Source organism: Candidatus Binatia bacterium (assembly GCA_036504975.1).
Lineage (GTDB): Bacteria > Desulfobacterota > Binatia > UBA9968 > UBA9968 > JAJPJQ01.
This window is the reverse complement of sequence record DASXUF010000079.1, coordinates 1-16,584: the sequence shown is the minus strand read 5'-3', so window position 1 is coordinate 16,584 and position 16,584 is coordinate 1. Positions and strand designations below refer to the sequence as shown.

Sequence of the window (16,584 nt, the reverse complement as noted above, 5' to 3'; positions counted from 1 at the left end):
AGTGGACACGGGTCAGGCGAAGCGAGGCGTTCGCCTTCTCTGGCAGTTGCTTTCGTTCGTCTTCTTCTTCGGCCTCTGGGAGTTTGCCGGCCGCTGGCCCATAAGCTTCGCGTTCCCGCCGTTCAGCAAAACATTGCTCGCGCTCGGCGAGATGATCGCCGACGGCAGCCTGCCCAAAGCCTACGTCTCGACTCTCCAGCCGCTCGTTATCGGAATCGTCCTTTGCGGTCTCGCAGGGATCGGCTTCGGCATCGGCATGGGTCTATCCCGCGCCATCGAGTGGTTCAGCCTGCCGGTCTTCATCATCCTGCAGGCGGCGCCGATGGCGGCGATCATCCCGCTCATCACCTACATCTATGGAATCGGGCTCACGGCGAAAGTCCTGGCCGTCGTCTTTCTCGCCGCGCCCGTCATCGTGATGAATTCCTACAAGGGAATCCGCAACACCAACCCGTCGCTGATTCAAATGTGCCGCTCATTTTTGGGGACGCGAAGGCAGGAGGTGGCAAAAATTATTCTTCCGTACGCGGCGGCGCTCATCTTCGCGGGCTTGAGGCTCGGACTCGCCATGGGTTTTATCGGCATCGTGATCGCCGAGCTTTTGATCACCCCGACGGGGATCGGCGATCTCATCACCTACAACAGCTCGGTGGCGGACTATCCAAAGATGTTCGCGGCGATCGCCTCGATCATCATCCTCGCGTCGCTGGCGATCCACGGCCTGGAGCGGCTCGAGCGAAAGCTGTTTCCTCCCGAGATACGGGAATCGTGACGATGGCGGCCGAAGCGATTGTCGAAGTCAAAGGGATCGATAAGACTTACGACGGCGGCGTCGAGGCGCTGAAGAGCGTCGGCCTCGAGATCCCGCACGGCCGGCTCAGCACGTTTCTGGGCCCGAGCGGCTGCGGCAAAACGACCTTGCTGAAAATCATCGCCGGTCTGATCCCGGCAAGCCGGGGCGAGGTCTGGGTGAAAGGAAAAAAAGTGGCGGGTCCGGGGCCGGAGCGCGCCTTCGTCTTTCAGGACTTCGCCCTGCTTCCCTGGGCCAACGTCTTGAGGAACGTCGCCTTCGGGCTGGAGCTCCGCGGCGTTCCAAAGGACCAGCGGCAAGAGATCGCGCTCAAGCATATCGCAGAGGTCGGGCTCAAGTCGTTTGAATCGAGCTACCCGCACCAGCTCTCGGGCGGCATGCGCCAGCGCGTCGGTCTCGCCCGCGCCCTCGCCGTCGACGCCGACATCATTCTGATGGACGAACCGTTTTCCTCGGTCGACGAGCAAACGCGGCGGAAATTTCAGGAGGAGCTGCTCGACTTATTACAGCACAAGCAAAAGACCGTGATCTTCGTCACCCACAGCATCGAGGAGGCGGCCTATCTTTCGGATCAGATCGTGCTGCTGTCGCCGCGGCCGGGGACGGTCTCGAAGATCGTCCATCCGAACATCGAGCGCGGTGGAAAGAACCCGGACGAGATAAGACGCGATAAAAATTATCTGGATACAGTCGATGAGATTTGGCAGATTTTAAAGAAGTACGTGTAGCGGTGATGATATGACTTTGTTCGGCAGAAAAATACCGATCTTCTTCTCCCTGGCGATCTGGTTCATCGTCTGGGAGCTGGTCGGCCAGGCGAGACTTTCGATGATCATCCCGCCTTTCTCCAAAGTTATCTCGGCGGGGCTCACGATCCTGCCGACCGACAAGTTCAGCGCGGCGGTTTTGATCTCGCTGCGCTCATTTGCGATCGGGATGGCGCTCGCGATGGCGGCCGGCATTTCCATCGGCGTGCTGATGGCGCGCGTGGAGAGCGTCGGCAAAATCCTCGGCACGTGGGTGAACATCTTCGTCAGCGCGCCGATCTCCGCGTTGGTGCCGGTCCTGATGGCGGTCGTCGGCATCGGCGAAACGACCGTCGTCGTCACGGTCTTTCTCTTCGCGGTTTTCGTCATCATCCTGGACACGGCCGTGGGCGTGAAGCAGGCGGACCGTTCGCTGGTCGAGATGGCGCGCTCGTTCGGCGCGCGGCGCGATCAGATTTATACCAAGGTGCTGATCCTGAGCGCGCTGCCGGAGATTCTTGCCGGGCTCCGCCTGGGGGCGATCCGCGGCGTCAAGGGCGTGGTCATCGGCCAGCTCCTGGTCGCGATCATCGGCGTGGGAGAACTGTTCGAGCTCTACTCGCAGCACTTTCTCATGGAAGAGTTCTGGGCGCTCGTCATCGTCGTCTTCATGTTCGCGTTCGCCGTCTCCGAGGCGATCGCCTATCTCGAAAGACGCGTCGAATACTACGCCGGCGCGCGCTGAGCTATATAAACGAATGGACCGGACCCGCCTCATCGTCGTGCGCCATGGGCAAACGGTTTGGAACACCGAAGGAAGGTTCCAAGGCCACCTGGACAGCCAACTGACTCCGGACGGGATCAGCCAAGCGCGAGGACTCGCGCGACGGCTGCAAAATCACCGCTTCAGCGCGCTTTACAGCAGCGACCTCGGCCGGGCGGCCGAGACGGCGCGGATCATCGCGGCCGCGAGCGGTCACGGCGTCGTTCTCGATGAGCGACTGAGAGAAAGAAACCTCGGCGTCTTTCAAGGGCTCAGAAGCGAAGAGATCAAAGCGACGTATCCGGAGGCGCATGAGCTTTACCGCCAGAGGGATCCGGATTACGTCGTGCCAGCCGGGGAGAGCCTCAGCCAGCAGGTCGAGCGCAACATCGCCTGTTTCGAAGAGCTGGCACACAAGCACTCGGGCGACTCCATCGTCATCGTTACTCATGGCGGCGTGCTCAGCGGTTTTTTCAGACACGTGCTCTCTATCCCGCTCGCCGCGCCGCGACGGTTCGATTTTCCCAACAGCGGCTTAAACGTTTTTACCTACCGCGAAGGCATCTGGACGCTCAGCACCTGGGGCGACGTGAGCCACCTGGCAAATGGCGAGGAATAAAAGCCGGACTGCGCTTGACCCCGGATAGAAAGCCGGCGATAAAGTATCGATCAATCAAGAGAAGGGTGACCCATGGACAAACAAACAGAACAGACGTTGAAGGCGCTGTTGGCGCACCACGGTCTCGAACCGAAACAGGGCGACCTGGAGGCCTTCGGCGACGTCCTGGATACTTTCGTGTCGAGCCTCAAGTCGCTCCACGCGATCGATCTCGCCGGCGAAGAAGTCGCGCCGACGTTCGATCCTCGCGGCAGCAAATAAGGAGTCGGCCATGCCTGCTGGAGAGAAGCCGCTCTATCATCTCACCATCGATGAAGCACAGAAATTACTGCGCGACCGCGCGCTCTCTCCCGTCGAGCTGACGCGCGCGATTCTTAAGCGCATCGAAGCCGTCGATGGCAAGCTGCATGCCTATCTAAACCTCATGGCGGAGAGCGCCCTGGATGAAGCGCGCGCCGCCGAGGCGGAAATTCACAAGGGAAACTATCGCGGACCGCTCCACGGTATTCCCGTCGCAGTGAAAGATCAGTTGGACGTGAAAGGCGCGCCCGCTCTCATACGCGGCGCTGACGCTCAGGCCTTGGAAGATGCCACGCCCGTGCAAAAATTGCGACGCGCGGGCGCCGTGATCCTCGGCAAGCTCGCGATGTCGAGCCTGCCGATTGAAATTCCGCCGCCGCGGAATCCGTGGAACATAGAGCGCATCACCGGCGGCTCCAGCACCGGCGCGGGCTCCGCCGTCGCCGCCGGGCTTTGCATGGGCGCGCTCGGCGAGGACACCGCCGGCTCGATACGAAACCCGGCTTCGCTCTGCGGCATCGTCGGACTGAAGGCGACGTACGGCAGGGTCAGCCGCGCCGGCCTCGCGCCGCTCTGCTGGTCGCTCGATCACTGCGGTCCTATGACATGGACGGTGGAAGACGCGGCGCACATGCTCCAGGCGGTCGCCGGCTACGACCCTAAAGATCCCACGTCCGTCGACGCGCCGGTTTCCGACTACGCCGCGGCGTTGAAACCCGATGTCCAAGGCATGATCGTCGGCGTGCCGCGCGATTACATCGAGGAATGCCGGGCGCGCGCCGATCCGGAAGTTCTCACGATAGTGGAAACAGCCATCGATGAGCTGAAGACGCTGGGCGCGCGCGTCGAAGAGGTCAAGTTGCCGGCGCTGAAGGTCGCGACGATCGCCAACGCGGTGATCTATTACAACGAACACTTCGCGGCGCACAAGAGCGCGGCCAAGACCACGATCAAAAACGCCGCCACGTCGGCGCGCGCGCGCGTCTACCTAGGGCTGCTCACGAGCGCGGCCGATTACATCCAGGCGCAGCGCGTCCGCAGCCGGCTTCGGCGCGAGTGTGCCGAGGTATTCGGCAAGGTGGACGTGCTCGCCCTGCCCTGCCAATCGAAGCCCGCGCCAACGTTCGAAGAAACCGGACCCCTCGACACCTTATATAAGCATATGCTCCCGGACTTTCAGTCACCCTTCAATCTGGCTGGAGTGCCGGCAATCTCCGTGCCCTGCGGATTTTCACAAAACAAACTTCCCGTCGCGCTTCAGCTCGTCGGCAGACCCTTCGACGAATCCACCGTGCTCCGCGCCGCTTACACCTATCAGCAGCACGCCAAGTGGCACGAGCAACGTCCACCGATCTAAGACAGCGGTGCGAGCTTTTCCCGGATTCCTCCGCGCGCCGATTTCCATGAGACTGAATCCAAAAACTCGCGGCCTCATCATTCTCTATTCGAGCACTCTGATGGCCGGCATGTGGGGCATGGTGCTCCCGGCGATCCCGCTGTTGAGCGATCACTTCGGAATCTCCGCGGGCATGGCCGCGCAAGTCGTCACCGCCGTCGCGGTCGGTCGCTTCGTCGGCCTGCCGATCAGCGGAGTCGTGCTGGACCGTCTCGGCACGCGCGCCGCTCTGGTGAGCGGTCCGCTGATCGCCGCAGTCGCCGCTTTGGCGGCGGCGGTTATGCCATGGTTCAGCGGAATCTTGGCACTGGCGGCGGCGATGGGAATCGCCGACGGCCTCTGGACCTTCGGACGCGAGATCGCGGGCATCGATCTCGCGCGGCATGACCAACGCGGGCGCGTGCTCAGCGGCTTTCACGGCGTCCACAACATCGGACTGGCGCTCGGACCGTTCGTGGGCGGGCTGCTCGCCGAAGCGATGGGATTTAGAGCCGCATTCCTTGCTTATGGCGTGTGCGCGGCGATTTCGGTCCCGCTCGGATTCAGCGGCTACGAGGCGGGGCCGGCGCACGTACCGAAGGTCGGTCCCGAGCCGGCCGGTCATGCGACGCCGGTCTCTCTCGGCGAGCGGCTGCGGCAGCTGGCCGCCTTGTTCAAGCAGATCCAGCCGGACCTGCGCGCGACCTATCTGGTCCTCGTTTTCGCCACGTTCACGAGCTTCGTTCACCGGGTCACGCTGCAGAGCATGCTGCCGCTGTACGCGAACCAGCTCGGATTCAGCCCAAGTCAAACCGGGCTTTTGTTCACCATCATGGGAATGTTCGTATTCATGATGATCCTGCCGGCGGGCTTCGTCATCGACAAGGTGGGAAGGAAGTGGGCCTCGGTTCCGAGCACGGGAATTCCGGCGCTCGTTTTCGTTCTTATTCCACTTGCCGATAGCTTCTTCGAGCTGGCCGTGCTGCTCTCGCTCATGGGCGTCGCCAACGGCCTCTCGCTCGGCTCGCTCGCGACGTCGACGTACGACGTGGTGCCGGCGAGCGCCCGCGGGCGGCTGCAGGCGGTGCGCCGGACCCTGGCGGAGATCGGCGGCGTGTGCGCGCCGCTGCTCGGCGGTTTTTTCGCCGATGCGTACAACCCAGGCGTGCCCTTCCTGATCTATTCTCCCCTGCTCGTGCTCTCGGCGGTTTTGCTCGCGGTCATCGGCCGCGAGACTTTGAAAAGGTAACTCGATCCCCAACTTTGTGTGCTTCGTATTGAAGAGAACTCACCGCGGAGGCGCGGAGGGCGCTGAGTAAAGAGTTTTTGATTGTGAAATACTCCGAACTCTGCGAACTCCGTGGTGAAATAACGATTGCGGCAGCCTCACCAGTCTTTCTGCCGCAGGATATATTCCGCCGTGCGGTAGCTCAGCGCCGCGATCGTCGCCGTCGGCGGATAGCCCGCGAGCGTCGGGAAAACCGACGAGCCCACGACGAAGAGGTTCGGCACGTCGTGGCTCTGGCAGTACTCGTTCACGACCGAGCGGCGGGGATTTTTTCCCATGCGCGTGCCGCCGGCCCATCGGTTGGGCCGCTCCTTCCCGCCCGTCCAGACCTTGCTCGCGCCGGTCGCGCGCATGATCTTCTCTCCGACGCCTGCCATGAAGCGATGCAGCCGGCGCTCGTTCTCGTGGAAGTCGAACGTCACGCGCGGCAGCGGCACGCCCCAGCGATCGCGCTGGCTGGGATCGAGGTCCACCCGGTTGTCTTTATGCGGCAGCGTCTCCGGCTGCATGTTGAGATCGAACGTCCGCGTGTAATAGCGCGCGAAATAATCCTTGTATTCTTTTCCCCAGCGCCGGACTCCCGGCGGGACGACGTCCATGCGCCCGACCGGCGTGCCTTCGCCGCTCGTGCCGATCGTGGCGCCGCGAATGAAGCCGAGCCCGGCGTGATCGAAGTTGTTGCCGTTGAAGTCGTCGATCCTGATCGCCGCCGAGCCCGGTCCGATGAAGCCGTTGATGATGACGTCGTCGAAGAAGCCGTAAGCGCGCACGTCGCCGTGCGCCATAATATATTTGCCGACGAGGCCGCTCGAGTTGGCGAGGCCTTTGGCAAAACGGCGCGCATCCGTCCTCGACAGAAGCAGCAGCCGGACGTTTTCGAATACGAAAGCACAAAGTATGACGATGCGCGCCCGCTGTTCCCGCACCCGCCCGTCGGGATCGAAGTAGGACACACCGGTCGCCTTGCCGCCGCCGTCCACGTTGATGCGAAAGACTTTGCTGTCCGTGCGCAAATCGAAGTTTCCGGTTTGAACGGCGACGGGGATCGTCGTGTAGAGCGTCGCCGCCTTGGCGTGAACGTGGCAGCCGTAAAAGTTGCAGTGGCCGCAATAGACGCATGCCGGCCGCTCGGCGATTCGCGTATCGAAGGGCGCGGCGGGCTTATACGGCTCGGAAAGAATTCCCGCCGGAGTGTCGTAAGGATGATAGCCGAGCTTCCTGCACGCCTCGGCAAAGAGTTTCATGCGCGCGCTGTGACGCAGAGGCGGCAGCGGATAGCCGCGCTTGCGCGGACCGGCGAAAGGGTTCGCGCCGGCCTGTCCGGAGACGCCGAATTCCCACTCGAAGCGTTCGTAGTAAGGCTCCAGATCGTCATAGGTAAGCGGCCAATCGACGACGTCGTAGCCGCGAAGATCCGCGCCCGCGCGCTCGGCGACGCCGCTCTCGATTTCGTTCGTGCAGACTTTGAAATCGCCCGGCATGTAGCGCGACGCCTGGCCCGTCCAGTGGAGCAGCGCGCCGCCGAGCACGTTCAGCGGGCTCGTGCGGTAGCGCAGCTCGACCGGCTCTCCCCTTCTTGCGCGGCTCGTTGTCGGCTCGTGCCGCACCCAGTCGAGCCGATCGGCGCGGGCGATGAATTTGATCGAGTCGCGCGGCGCGTAGTCTTCAAGTCGCGGCGCCGGACCGCGCTCGAAGCCGACGACCTTCATTCCCGCCGACGCCAATTCCTTGGCGAGGATCCCGCCAACGGCGCCGACTCCTACGATGCAAACATCGGCGGTTGGTTGAGGCGATGTCATGCTTTTTCCTCCACCGCCGGCTCCTCGACGGCGACCGGCGACAGATCGGCCGGCTTGTTTATGTATGCGTCCGAATAACCGAACTGCTGGCCGGGAAAACCGACCAGACGCCAGCCGATCAAACCGCGGTTGCCGCCGTACTGCGGCTCGCCGAAGACCCCTTCCAGAACGTGGCAGCGTACCGTCGCGAAAAAATCCGCGCTTTTCTTGAATCGGGGAATTTGTCCCGCTTCACAATCCAGCAAGACGGCGTCTTGATCGGAGCCGCCGAGCTTCACAAACTTCGCGCCGAACTTTTCGCGCGCGTAGCGGTCGAGCGCGCGGAGGCCCTTTCGATAGCCCCGCAATAGCTCCGCGTAGTCTCCCGCGAGCGCGCGGTCGATATATTCAACCGCGCCCGCTTCCACGGCGCCGGGACTGTCGCTCGGCGGAAAAATTCTATCGGCGATCGCCACCAGAGTCCGCGCCTCGTTTTTCTTTAAGGCCGAACGAAATTCACTTTTTAATTCCATGGCGTGAACATACTATCTCTTTCGCAAAAACCGCAAGACGGCGGCACGTGCGTCATTCCGAACTCGAGAGAAAAGTTTTCCCGACTACGGGAAATACCTCATTGAAAAAGTAAGACCGGCGACGACCGTACTTCAAAAGGGCCGGAGAGAATCTTTCTTTCCGGCCTTTTGTCTCGACGGGGTATCCCTGCAACGAATGTGGTATTATGAGAAATGAGAAGTGAGGGCTTAAGGGCCGCGGCTGAACTGTCTCGCTATTTCCGACAGCTCGGGCCTTATTTCGTTGCGAGCGTCCTTCTGTTGCTGGCGGGAGCGGTGTGCGGCATCGCGACCTCTACGTATGCTCCAAGACTTTCCCCCGGACGCGCGGAGGCTCTGCGGGAATTTACCCGGCTGTTCCTAGGACTTCCGAAGCCATATCTGGCGCTGGCGATCTTTCTCAACAACGGCCTCAAGACGCTGGCGGTCGTCGTCCTGGGGGCATTCGGTGGAATCTTGCCGCTGATCTTTCTTCTGGTAAACGGCTACGTTCTCGGGACTGTTTTACACGCTTCGATACGATCGGGAGCGTTGCCGGCGTTCTTTCTCGCCATCGCGCCGCATGGCTTGATCGAGCTTCCGGCGATTCTGCTCGGCACGAGCGTCGGCCTCATGCTCGGCGTGCACGCGATCAAGCGGATGGTCGGGAAAGAAGAAAGACCGTTGGGCCCTGAAGTAGCGCGCGGTCTCAGGTTTTTTTTGATCGTCATCCTCCCGCTTCTTTTCCTTGCGGCGTTGGTTGAAGCGTTCATCACCGCGGGGCTTACCTCAAAGTAAATTCAAAGTAAATAAGGTTCTCAACTTTCGACCCTTCCGAACCGTTTTCGATTCCGATTCATTTGGTTTATCATGGGGCCATCGCGGCAGAAGGTATTCAAAGTTTATGTACAGGACCGACGACTTACGGATCAAAGAAATCAAGGAGCTTCTGACACCGGATCATCTGCTCGGCGAGTTTCCGCTGACGGAGAAGTCCGCGCAAACGGTGTACGAGACGCGCCAGGCGATCCACCGCATCCTGCACGGCGCCGACGACCGCCTGCTGGTCATCATGGGACCGTGCTCGATCCACGACGTAAAAGCAGCGCACGAATACGCCAGCAAGCTGGAGGCGGCTAAAAACCGTTTGTCCGGCGACCTGTTGTTGGTGATGCGGGTCTACTTCGAAAAGCCGCGCACCACGGTCGGGTGGAAAGGACTTATCAACGATCCCGACATCGACGGCAGCTTTCGCATCAACGACGGGCTGAGAACCGCGCGCCGGCTCCTTCTCGATCTCAACGAGATGGGCATGCCGGCGGCGTCGGAGTTCCTCGACATGATCACGCCGCAGTACGTCGCCGATCTCGTGGCCTGGGGAGCGATCGGCGCGCGCACGACCGAGAGCCAGGTGCATCGAGAGCTCGCTTCCGGATTGTCCTGTCCCGTCGGCTTCAAAAACGGCACGGACGGCAACATTCGAATCGCGCTGGAGGCGATTCGCGCGGCGCACGCGCCGCATCATTTCCTGTCCGTGACCAAGGCCGGCCGCTCGGCCATCGTCTCGACCACGGGGAATGAGGACTGCCACGTGATCCTACGCGGCGGCAAACAGCCGAACCACGACGCCGCAAGCGTAAACGTTGCGGCGAAAAATCTGGCTGAGGCCGGAATTCCAGCGCGGATCATGATTGACTTCAGCCACGGCAACAGCGCCAAAGACGCTGAGAAGCAGGTCGACGTCGGGCGCGAGGTCGCCGCTCAGATCGCCGGCGGCGACGGCCGCATCTTCGGCGTCATGGTCGAGAGCCACTTGAAAGCCGGCCGCCAGGATTTATTGCCCGGGAAAGAACTTGTTTACGGTCAAAGCATCACCGACGCCTGCCTCGGCTGGGAAGAGAGCAAGAAGCTGCTGGACGTTTTGGCCGACGCCGTGCGCAAGCGAAGGCTCAGGGAAGCGGCGGAGGCGGCAGAATAACCTCATCCGGACCCGGGCGTCCGAGTCGGGCGCCTCTTAAATTTTGACAAAGACTCCTAGACGAAGTGATCAGCAGTTCGTCTATAGGTGCCACCGTGCCATGTATGCCTTGCAAATTACTTCCAGCATCGCTTGGTATTCCCTATCCAGATCGATGTTGAGTGAGTTAGGACGTGGGATCTCAGGGGGGTTTACGTTGTCAATGTATACCGGCACGACCAACACGTAGTCGTACCCGACTTCGTGTGTATAAGCCGAATTTCGCCTGGGAAGTTTTTGAAAGTGCTCGACGGTTGTTCTTGGATCATCTGTGCGATTCATACTTATGGCCCAATTGAATTCCTTCCAAAGCGACTGGTCACCTGAGGAAAGGCGCGGCAAGATTTTCTTTTCGAACTTGGCTACTTGATATTTATATCTTTTCTTGACCTGATCGGGGATGTTTAGAAAACGCTCGGCAAGTCCAACAAGGATGGTAGCTATGATTATGGCTTCCTTCTTAACTCCATGAATTGATTCGAGTGCTTTTTTGAGATCATCAAATCGGTTCGTCCGATTACGATGTGCCGTTACGACGGACTTATTTTCGATTACGATTCGGACCTTTTCTAAATCTGGACCATTCCCGTCCGCCGCGGGTTCGCCAATGAATAAATCTATTTTTCTACCTCGATCGCCGGGCGCAACGACGTTCATCCAATAACGGATTTTTCCGGAGTCGAGATCCGCCCTGAAGCCGTCGCAGGACTTTATAAGATCTCTAAGGATGCCGCGGCTTACAACGTCGGAGTGCAGTTCCAATCGGTGATTGTGGAACCGCCTTTTCTTGATGTCATCGATGAATTCGTCAAAAGGAGTGGTCATCCGAACGTCAGAGTGGGGTTTTGTTCGTTAGACGCAATGCTGGCAGCGACTCCTCCCGACAAAAGCTCGTCAGGGATAGGAAGTTGCTTGAGGACGTGACTTTGGAGTCGAAGGAAGTTGTTAGTTACTCTCTGGCAGTTAGAGAGCAACCACGAGCTGACAGTCGAGGAATTTAAATATTCGGCAAGTTCATGGATACGCGACGGGTCCCTTGGGACGATGTAATAGACAGAGTGACGCGGAACCAACTCTCCGATCTCATCTACAACAAAGAACGAAGTACGCGTAATGTCCTTACATAAAATCTTTGGTCGGAGAATGTCTGGAAGTCGTGGCGTCTCATGAAAGGAGTACCATGGTTTTCTGGTGACACAACTTCGCTTCAGCAGAATTTCGCGATGCTGCGGCTGACGCAAGTACTCGCCGAGTTCACTGAGTTCTTTTTCGGCCAGCAAGTCTCCGCTCCGTGAATACGGCATCAACATGAAATGCTCGCGTGCGAGTGACCTATCGGCGGGGCTAATTTCCTGTCCTGCGATTGTCGGATATGCGAAACGCTTCAGTTCTGGGGACACCGTCTTAACTACAAATACAGAGTCAGCGCCTGTCGCTACGCCGCAGCTGATTTTGACACAGATATCCTTTAAGGTGTGACCAATGATTCTGTCGGGTCGGCCGTTGAGAATGGGCATCCAAGACGAAGCATGGACGCTCAGACGAACGTGTCGCCTTTGTCCATCACGAAGAATAACTTTGGTTGTATCGGGCGCCGGGGCTTTAACAACAGTCGTAATCGTAGGATAGGTAGCCAGCTCCCCAAAGCTGCCCTCATCAACCAGATGGATTTCCTCTACAGCGACTTTCCCAAGCATGAGACGGAGCGGTCGTGCCGTCTCGACGTAGAGAAATTTTTCCGGCGTTATGAATACCAACCGTCCATTACGGTTAAGACAGCTTAGGGCACGTTCAAAGAAAAGCAAGTACAGGTCGAAGCGACCTTTAGCCGTTGAGTATCTGGCTCTGAATGCGGACCTCTCATCCTCGGAAAGTTTTGTAATCGACACATAGGGAGGATTCCCGATTATGTAGTCATATTCGCAGTTATGCGCGGCAAGGAAATCCTGTTCCAAAATCCTCACCGAAGAAAATCGGGAAAATTTATCCTTCGTTTGCTCTATGAAATTCGGATCAGATTCTATTCCGACTATGCGCGGCAATAGAGTATTGTGCTTCCTACACCAACGGATGATGCCATCGATGAACGCACCCCGACCACATCCAGGATCTAGGATCACATCTTTTCTGTCTGGCGGCTTTTTATTGAAAAGCTTTGCCACCATTAAATCGACAATTGGTTCGGGTGTCGGTACGAAGCCTTTCATGGAGATTGTCTCATAGAGATTGTAACTCAAAATTTTATATACTGTTGCATTAAGCCACACGAACCTTCGGTATATCTTTGACAAGGCAAGTCGTGGCGCCATGGGTGCGTTTATGCTTGGTTTCCTTTAACAAGCGGTCGGTTGCGAGGGAAACGTATTTCGGCTCGATATCGCACGCGATGCTGTTTCGACCCGTGTTTATTGCCGCGACCGACGTAGTGCCGGTTCCGCAAAAAGGATCTAGCACGGTGTCGCCGGCAAAGGAAAATAGTCTGATGAGCCGCTCGGCCAACGGGACGGGAAATGGGGCAGGATGACCTTTTCTTGTCGATTCTCCTTTGACGTCGGACCAGGCTGATGTTAACCAGCCTCTCATTTCTTCACGGGACAACATCGACAAGGTTTTTTGGATCGGAGTCGGGGAACGATACTCGCCGCCCTTTCTGAAAAAAAGAATGTACTCCACGTCATTCTTTATAATCGCCCCAGGTTGGTACGGTTTGCCGTAGAAGCCGGCGCCGTTACCCTTTGCCTCCGTTATTCCGTTGGCTATTTTGAACCAAAAAATCGGTGTAAGGCAGTCCAATCCTAACCGTCTAGCCCTCACTTGAATATCCGCATGTAGCGGCATGACGTAATGCCGTCCCTCGCGTTTGCGTGGAACACATACATCGCCAACTACACAGCAGATGCGGCCGCCGGGGACCAGCACGCGTGCGCACTCTGCCCACGCCTTGTCCAGCTCGTCTAGAAACTTCTCGTATAAATCTATTTCCCCAAGCTGGCCTGCATGGGTCTCATATTGCTTCAGGGTCCAGTATGGAGGAGACGTAACGACGAGATGTATGGAGCGGCTCGGAATCCACTCCAGGTTCCGGGCGTCAGCCTGCCGAATCTTGTGATTGGTAGTGTTGAAAGGATAGGGCCACTCGGTTGTTCGTAGCGATTGATTGAGCTTAAGCAGCTTGGGCAAGATCCCGCGTTGATTGTCCTTCCAGACAGCGTCTAGCTCGGCGACCTTTGGATTGAACCGGTCCGAGTGACCTCGGCTGACCAATTTCAGAGATCCCTTCGGACGTTTTAAATCGTAAGCTAATTTGCTCCGGCTGGATTTCGGCTTCATTTGGCTCTTGAGTCTCTGATCTTGATCAATTGTAGAGCGATTGCGAAAGCTTAGCAAGAAAATTTTATGCAAGTCATGTCTGAAGAGTGCCTGACGAATTCCGACACGCGGGACTTAAAATCCCGAGGACATAGACTCAAAAGAAAAGCCCGGCTGGAGAATCCAGACCGGGCTTTCCGCATATCGATGAAATAAGCCAATCAATACGGCGCCGGCTTCGGCGCGTTTGTACCCTGTTTTAGGATGCGCCGTCAAGACTGATCAGAGGGGACTGTTCCTTATGCCGTCGTCTTTAGGTGTCGTTTGGCTCCATTCCAAGAGACCAAGGCGATAGCTGCCGCAACCAAAGCAATGAGCGGGAATAAAACCGCCGCCGTCACCACGCTAAGGTACGAGAAAACACCCAAGACGATGGACATGCCTTCGCCGAGGGAACTCTCGCTCCCGAATATTGCGGCAAGATAAACGAGCTTCGCGCCGTAATAGCCGAAAAAGAGCGCGATCACCGAGGCGATAAAAGCTAAAAACAATAAACCATAGCCCAGAACCCGGGACGGCTGAGCCATTCTTTACTTCAGCGCTTTTTTCAAAAGCTTCATGGCATTCGCCGCGTCCTCGGCGCTGTCGAATGAAAAATAGGTCACGCTCCTTCGACCCAGGGCCGCGCCGGAGACGCCGCGCAGGTTGATCCCGGCGTCGGCGAGGGCGCGCGTCATTTTGTTGCCGAGCCCCGGCTTGTCCGGACCCTCCACGCGCACGGAATGGAGACTGTTCGTCGTGCTGAGGCCGGCGTCGGTCGCCGCGCGGGTCTGCTTGGCGCCTTTAACGGGCGTCAGGAACACCACTCCTTTGCCGGGTTTGTCGGCCTCGCGGCGCGAGATGACAAACTCGAGACTCGCTCCAGCTTGCGCCAAAGCTTCCAATTTCTCTGCCAGGCCGCCCGGACGGTCGTCGATCTCCGCCGCCCATACGTCCACTTTGCGAATGGAATACGCCATGATCGCACCTCCTCTATATAATAGTCTTGAGCGGAACTTACGAGATTTACCTCAACTGCGTTTTGCACGACCTGTCAAGGGGTCTTTTATGTGCACGGCCAACCAGATCGTCTCCGCGTCGGTTTCAGGAACTCGATGTTTGACATGGCTTGGGATGGTCACGTAATCACCCTTTCTCATTTCAAACAACTCGCCGCTTTCGAATTCAAGAGTCGCATGGCCGCTAAGGACGATCACCCACTCATCTCGCGGCTGATCATACCATAAGCCGGCCGGACTGCCGGAGGAATGCGAAACGATGCGCTCGATTTTGACGGCCTCGTTTTCGAATAACGTGAGAAACTGTTCCTGCCCGAGAGATTCTGGAAGGCCGGCGAAGATATTGTTTGTACGCGGCGCCATTCCCCTGGTTACTGCCCTTTCGGCTGATCGTGACAGTCATAACAATTTTGGGACCTCGCCGCCATAGGCGCTGCCGGCGCCGCGTCATGCTACAATGGAGCGATGGATTTTTCCGAGTTTGCCGCGCTCTGCTACGCGCTGGAGAAGACGCCGGCCCGGTCGGCCAAAGTCGCGGCAGCGGCGGAGTACTTGCGGCGGCTCGCCGCGGATGAGATACGCATCGGCGTCGCGTTTCTCTCGGGACGTCCCTTTCCGGTCTCCGATCCTCGGACGCTCGAAATCGGTCGGGGCGCCCTGTCCGACGCGTATCGAATACCCGAAACAGCCAATCCCCCCTCGACTCCGCTCACTCTCGGCGAAGTCGCGGCCAGCTTCGCCAAAATCGCCGAAGCCGCCGGCAAAGGCTCGCGCCGGGAAAAATTCGCCCGGCTGAAGGAGCTGGTGGAAAAAACCGATGGTCCAGAGCGGCCGATTTTATTTCGCCTGCTCCATAACGAGCTGCGCATCGGCCTCCACGACGGCCTGATCCAGGAGGCGATCGCCCGCGCCTCGGGCTCGGAATTGAAGCTGGTGCGCCGCGCGGCGCTCTTTCTTTCGGATCTGGCGGAAGTCGCCGCGACCGGTCTGACCCAGGGTGCCGCGGGCCTAAAAGCCGTCGATCTAAAGCTTTTTGTCCCGCTTTTGCCGATGTTGTCGGAGCTTTCCCAGGATTTCGACGAGATTTTCAAGTCTCACGGCGGAACTACGGTGCTCGAATATAAATACGACGGCGCGAGAATCCAGATCCATAAAGACGGAGAGCACGTGCACATCTGGAGCCGGCGGCTCTCCGAAGTGACCCGGAGCATTCCGGAAATCGTCGGGCTTGCGAAAAACGAACTCGCGGGCGATTCCTTCATTCTCGACGGCGAGGTGGTAGCGATAGGAAAAGACGGCCGGCCGTTCCCCTTTCAGGATTTGATGCGGCGCTTCCGGCGCATCCACGGCATCGAGGCGGCGGCGACTGAGATTCCTCTTTCACTGCACCTGTTCGACTGCCTCTATTTCGACGGCGTCTCGCACATCGACGAGCCTTACGAAGCCCGCTGGCGGAGACTCGAAGCCATCACCGGCGGCAAATATCTCGCCCGGCGGAATATTACCGGAGACCGAGCCGAGGCCGAAACTTTTTTGAAGGAATCCCACGCCGCCGGCCACGAAGGACTGATGGCGAAGGCTCTGAATAGCCCGTACATGCCCGGCAACCGCGGCAAGCTCTGGTTCAAGATCAAGCCGGCTGAGACCGTCGATTGCGCGATCGTCGCGGCGGATCGCGGCTCGGGAAGAAGGCGCGGCTGGCTTTCCAACTATCATCTGGCCGTCGTCGACGGCGCCGGCGGCTTTGCTCCGGTAGGAAAAACTTTCAAAGGATTGACGGATAAAGAGTTCACGGAGATGACGGCAAAGCTCCAGGAGCTTAAGCTCGCCGACGACGGCTATACGGTGGCCGTCAGGCCGGAGATCGTCGTCGAGGTCGCGTACAATGAAATCCAGCGCAGTCCGCAATACAGCTCGGGCTTCGCGCTGCGCTTTGCGCGCGTCGCGAGAATCCGTGAAGACAAAGGCC

At 58.7% G+C, this 16,584-nt stretch carries 18 protein-coding genes; 10 read left to right on the top strand and 8 right to left on the bottom strand.

All coding sequences use genetic code 11. From position 1 onward, the window contains the following. Position 1: 1 nt before the first annotated feature. The 7 genes from VGL70_10275 to VGL70_10245 all read left to right on the top strand — a co-directional run bounded on the left by VGL70_10275 (position 2) and on the right by VGL70_10245 (position 5,863). Positions 2 to 772: an ABC transporter permease subunit gene (locus VGL70_10275; GenBank protein ID HEY3303904.1), complete on the top strand. Its 771-nt coding sequence runs from the start codon at positions 2 to 4 to the stop codon at positions 770 to 772. Positions 773 to 774: 2 nt separating this feature from the next. Continuing rightward, positions 775 to 1,539, top strand: a complete 765-nt coding sequence (locus VGL70_10270) for an ABC transporter ATP-binding protein (GenBank protein ID HEY3303903.1) — start codon at positions 775 to 777, stop codon at positions 1,537 to 1,539. Positions 1,540 to 1,549: 10 nt separating this feature from the next. Then, positions 1,550 to 2,302 (top strand): ABC transporter permease subunit, encoded by a 753-nt coding sequence (locus VGL70_10265; protein HEY3303902.1) that lies wholly within the window; start codon positions 1,550 to 1,552, stop codon positions 2,300 to 2,302. A 13-nt stretch (positions 2,303 to 2,315) separates the two neighbouring features. Continuing rightward, a complete protein-coding gene (locus tag VGL70_10260) occupies positions 2,316 to 2,939 on the top strand; it encodes a histidine phosphatase family protein (GenBank protein ID HEY3303901.1) in 624 nt (207 codons plus the stop codon). 72 nt (positions 2,940 to 3,011) lie between these two features. Continuing rightward, on the top strand, positions 3,012 to 3,200 hold the full coding sequence (locus tag VGL70_10255; protein ID HEY3303900.1) for a hypothetical protein: 189 nt from the start codon (positions 3,012 to 3,014) through the stop codon (positions 3,198 to 3,200). A 10-nt stretch (positions 3,201 to 3,210) separates the two neighbouring features. Then, positions 3,211 to 4,596: an amidase gene (locus tag VGL70_10250; protein HEY3303899.1), complete on the top strand. Its 1,386-nt coding sequence runs from the start codon at positions 3,211 to 3,213 to the stop codon at positions 4,594 to 4,596. A gap of 46 nt (positions 4,597 to 4,642) precedes the next feature. Next, a complete protein-coding gene (locus VGL70_10245) occupies positions 4,643 to 5,863 on the top strand; it encodes an MFS transporter (protein ID HEY3303898.1) in 1,221 nt (406 codons plus the stop codon). A 137-nt stretch (positions 5,864 to 6,000) separates the two neighbouring features. Here VGL70_10245 and VGL70_10240 read toward each other — a convergent pair whose 3' ends face one another. Both VGL70_10240 and VGL70_10235 read right to left on the bottom strand, forming a co-directional pair. Further along, positions 6,001 to 7,701: a GMC family oxidoreductase gene (locus VGL70_10240; protein HEY3303897.1), complete on the bottom strand. Its 1,701-nt coding sequence runs from the start codon at positions 7,699 to 7,701 to the stop codon at positions 6,001 to 6,003. After that, entirely contained in the window at positions 7,698 to 8,213 is a 516-nt protein-coding gene (locus VGL70_10235) for a gluconate 2-dehydrogenase subunit 3 family protein (GenBank protein HEY3303896.1), read from the bottom strand. The genes VGL70_10240 and VGL70_10235 overlap by 4 nt, the downstream gene beginning before the upstream one ends. A 213-nt stretch (positions 8,214 to 8,426) precedes the next feature. Here VGL70_10235 and VGL70_10230 point away from each other — a divergent pair, with 213 nt between their 5' ends. Together VGL70_10230 and aroG are read left to right on the top strand one after the other, a co-directional pair. After that, the gene (locus VGL70_10230) at positions 8,427 to 9,029 is read left to right on the top strand and encodes a stage II sporulation protein M (protein HEY3303895.1); all 603 of its coding nucleotides are present in this window, start codon (positions 8,427 to 8,429) and stop codon (positions 9,027 to 9,029) included. A 106-nt stretch (positions 9,030 to 9,135) separates the two neighbouring features. Then, a complete protein-coding gene (aroG, locus tag VGL70_10225) occupies positions 9,136 to 10,209 on the top strand; it encodes a 3-deoxy-7-phosphoheptulonate synthase AroG (protein HEY3303894.1) in 1,074 nt (357 codons plus the stop codon). Positions 10,210 to 10,290: 81 nt separating this feature from the next. Here aroG and VGL70_10220 read toward each other — a convergent pair whose 3' ends face one another. The 6 genes from VGL70_10220 to VGL70_10195 form a co-directional block, all read right to left on the bottom strand. Continuing rightward, complete coding sequence (locus tag VGL70_10220; protein ID HEY3303893.1) at positions 10,291 to 11,073, bottom strand: hypothetical protein; 783 nt, start codon at positions 11,071 to 11,073, stop codon at positions 10,291 to 10,293. Next, entirely contained in the window at positions 11,070 to 12,557 is a 1,488-nt protein-coding gene (locus VGL70_10215; GenBank protein ID HEY3303892.1) for a TaqI-like C-terminal specificity domain-containing protein, read from the bottom strand. Before VGL70_10215 ends, VGL70_10220 begins: the two co-directional genes overlap by 4 nt. Beyond that, positions 12,505 to 13,578: a site-specific DNA-methyltransferase gene (locus VGL70_10210; GenBank protein ID HEY3303891.1), complete on the bottom strand. Its 1,074-nt coding sequence runs from the start codon at positions 13,576 to 13,578 to the stop codon at positions 12,505 to 12,507. The genes VGL70_10215 and VGL70_10210 overlap by 53 nt, the downstream gene beginning before the upstream one ends. A 278-nt stretch (positions 13,579 to 13,856) precedes the next feature. Continuing rightward, a complete protein-coding gene (locus VGL70_10205) occupies positions 13,857 to 14,144 on the bottom strand; it encodes a hypothetical protein (GenBank protein HEY3303890.1) in 288 nt (95 codons plus the stop codon). Between the two features lie 3 nt (positions 14,145 to 14,147). Then, positions 14,148 to 14,576 carry an ACT domain-containing protein gene (locus VGL70_10200; protein HEY3303889.1) on the bottom strand — a complete coding sequence of 143 codons (429 nt, stop codon included), beginning with the start codon at positions 14,574 to 14,576 and terminating at the stop codon, positions 14,148 to 14,150. 51 nt (positions 14,577 to 14,627) lie between these two features. Continuing rightward, on the bottom strand, positions 14,628 to 14,978 hold the full coding sequence (locus VGL70_10195; GenBank protein HEY3303888.1) for a cupin domain-containing protein: 351 nt from the start codon (positions 14,976 to 14,978) through the stop codon (positions 14,628 to 14,630). A gap of 102 nt (positions 14,979 to 15,080) precedes the next feature. On the opposite strand from VGL70_10195, the gene VGL70_10190 reads away from it, so the two are divergent. Next, positions 15,081 to 16,584, top strand: a 1,504-nt coding sequence (locus VGL70_10190; GenBank protein HEY3303887.1) for an ATP-dependent DNA ligase, incomplete at its 3' end; no start/stop codon positions are given.

Excerpts from the sequence above, each read along its gene's own strand:
- VGL70_10255 (HEY3303900.1), top strand. The coding sequence starts at position 3,012 with ATGGACAAACAAACAGAACAGACGTTGAAGGCGCTGTTGGCGCACCAC.
- VGL70_10230 (HEY3303895.1), top strand. The coding sequence starts at position 8,427 with ATGAGAAGTGAGGGCTTAAGGGCCGCGGCTGAACTGTCTCGCTATTTC.
- VGL70_10240 (HEY3303897.1), bottom strand. The coding sequence starts at position 7,701 with ATGACATCGCCTCAACCAACCGCCGATGTTTGCATCGTAGGAGTCGGC.
- VGL70_10265 (HEY3303902.1), top strand. The coding sequence starts at position 1,550 with ATGACTTTGTTCGGCAGAAAAATACCGATCTTCTTCTCCCTGGCGATC.
- VGL70_10245 (HEY3303898.1), top strand. The coding sequence starts at position 4,643 with ATGAGACTGAATCCAAAAACTCGCGGCCTCATCATTCTCTATTCGAGC.
- VGL70_10250 (HEY3303899.1), top strand. The coding sequence starts at position 3,211 with ATGCCTGCTGGAGAGAAGCCGCTCTATCATCTCACCATCGATGAAGCA.
- VGL70_10270 (HEY3303903.1), top strand. The coding sequence starts at position 775 with ATGGCGGCCGAAGCGATTGTCGAAGTCAAAGGGATCGATAAGACTTAC.
- VGL70_10195 (HEY3303888.1), bottom strand. The coding sequence starts at position 14,978 with ATGGCGCCGCGTACAAACAATATCTTCGCCGGCCTTCCAGAATCTCTC.
- VGL70_10235 (HEY3303896.1), bottom strand. The coding sequence starts at position 8,213 with ATGGAATTAAAAAGTGAATTTCGTTCGGCCTTAAAGAAAAACGAGGCG.
- VGL70_10260 (HEY3303901.1), top strand. The coding sequence starts at position 2,316 with ATGGACCGGACCCGCCTCATCGTCGTGCGCCATGGGCAAACGGTTTGG.
- VGL70_10210 (HEY3303891.1), bottom strand. The coding sequence starts at position 13,578 with ATGAAGCCGAAATCCAGCCGGAGCAAATTAGCTTACGATTTAAAACGT.
- VGL70_10215 (HEY3303892.1), bottom strand. The coding sequence starts at position 12,557 with ATGGCGCCACGACTTGCCTTGTCAAAGATATACCGAAGGTTCGTGTGG.
- VGL70_10200 (HEY3303889.1), bottom strand. The coding sequence starts at position 14,576 with ATGGCGTATTCCATTCGCAAAGTGGACGTATGGGCGGCGGAGATCGAC.
- VGL70_10220 (HEY3303893.1), bottom strand. The coding sequence starts at position 11,073 with ATGACCACTCCTTTTGACGAATTCATCGATGACATCAAGAAAAGGCGG.
- VGL70_10205 (HEY3303890.1), bottom strand. The coding sequence starts at position 14,144 with ATGGCTCAGCCGTCCCGGGTTCTGGGCTATGGTTTATTGTTTTTAGCT.
- aroG (HEY3303894.1), top strand. The coding sequence starts at position 9,136 with ATGTACAGGACCGACGACTTACGGATCAAAGAAATCAAGGAGCTTCTG.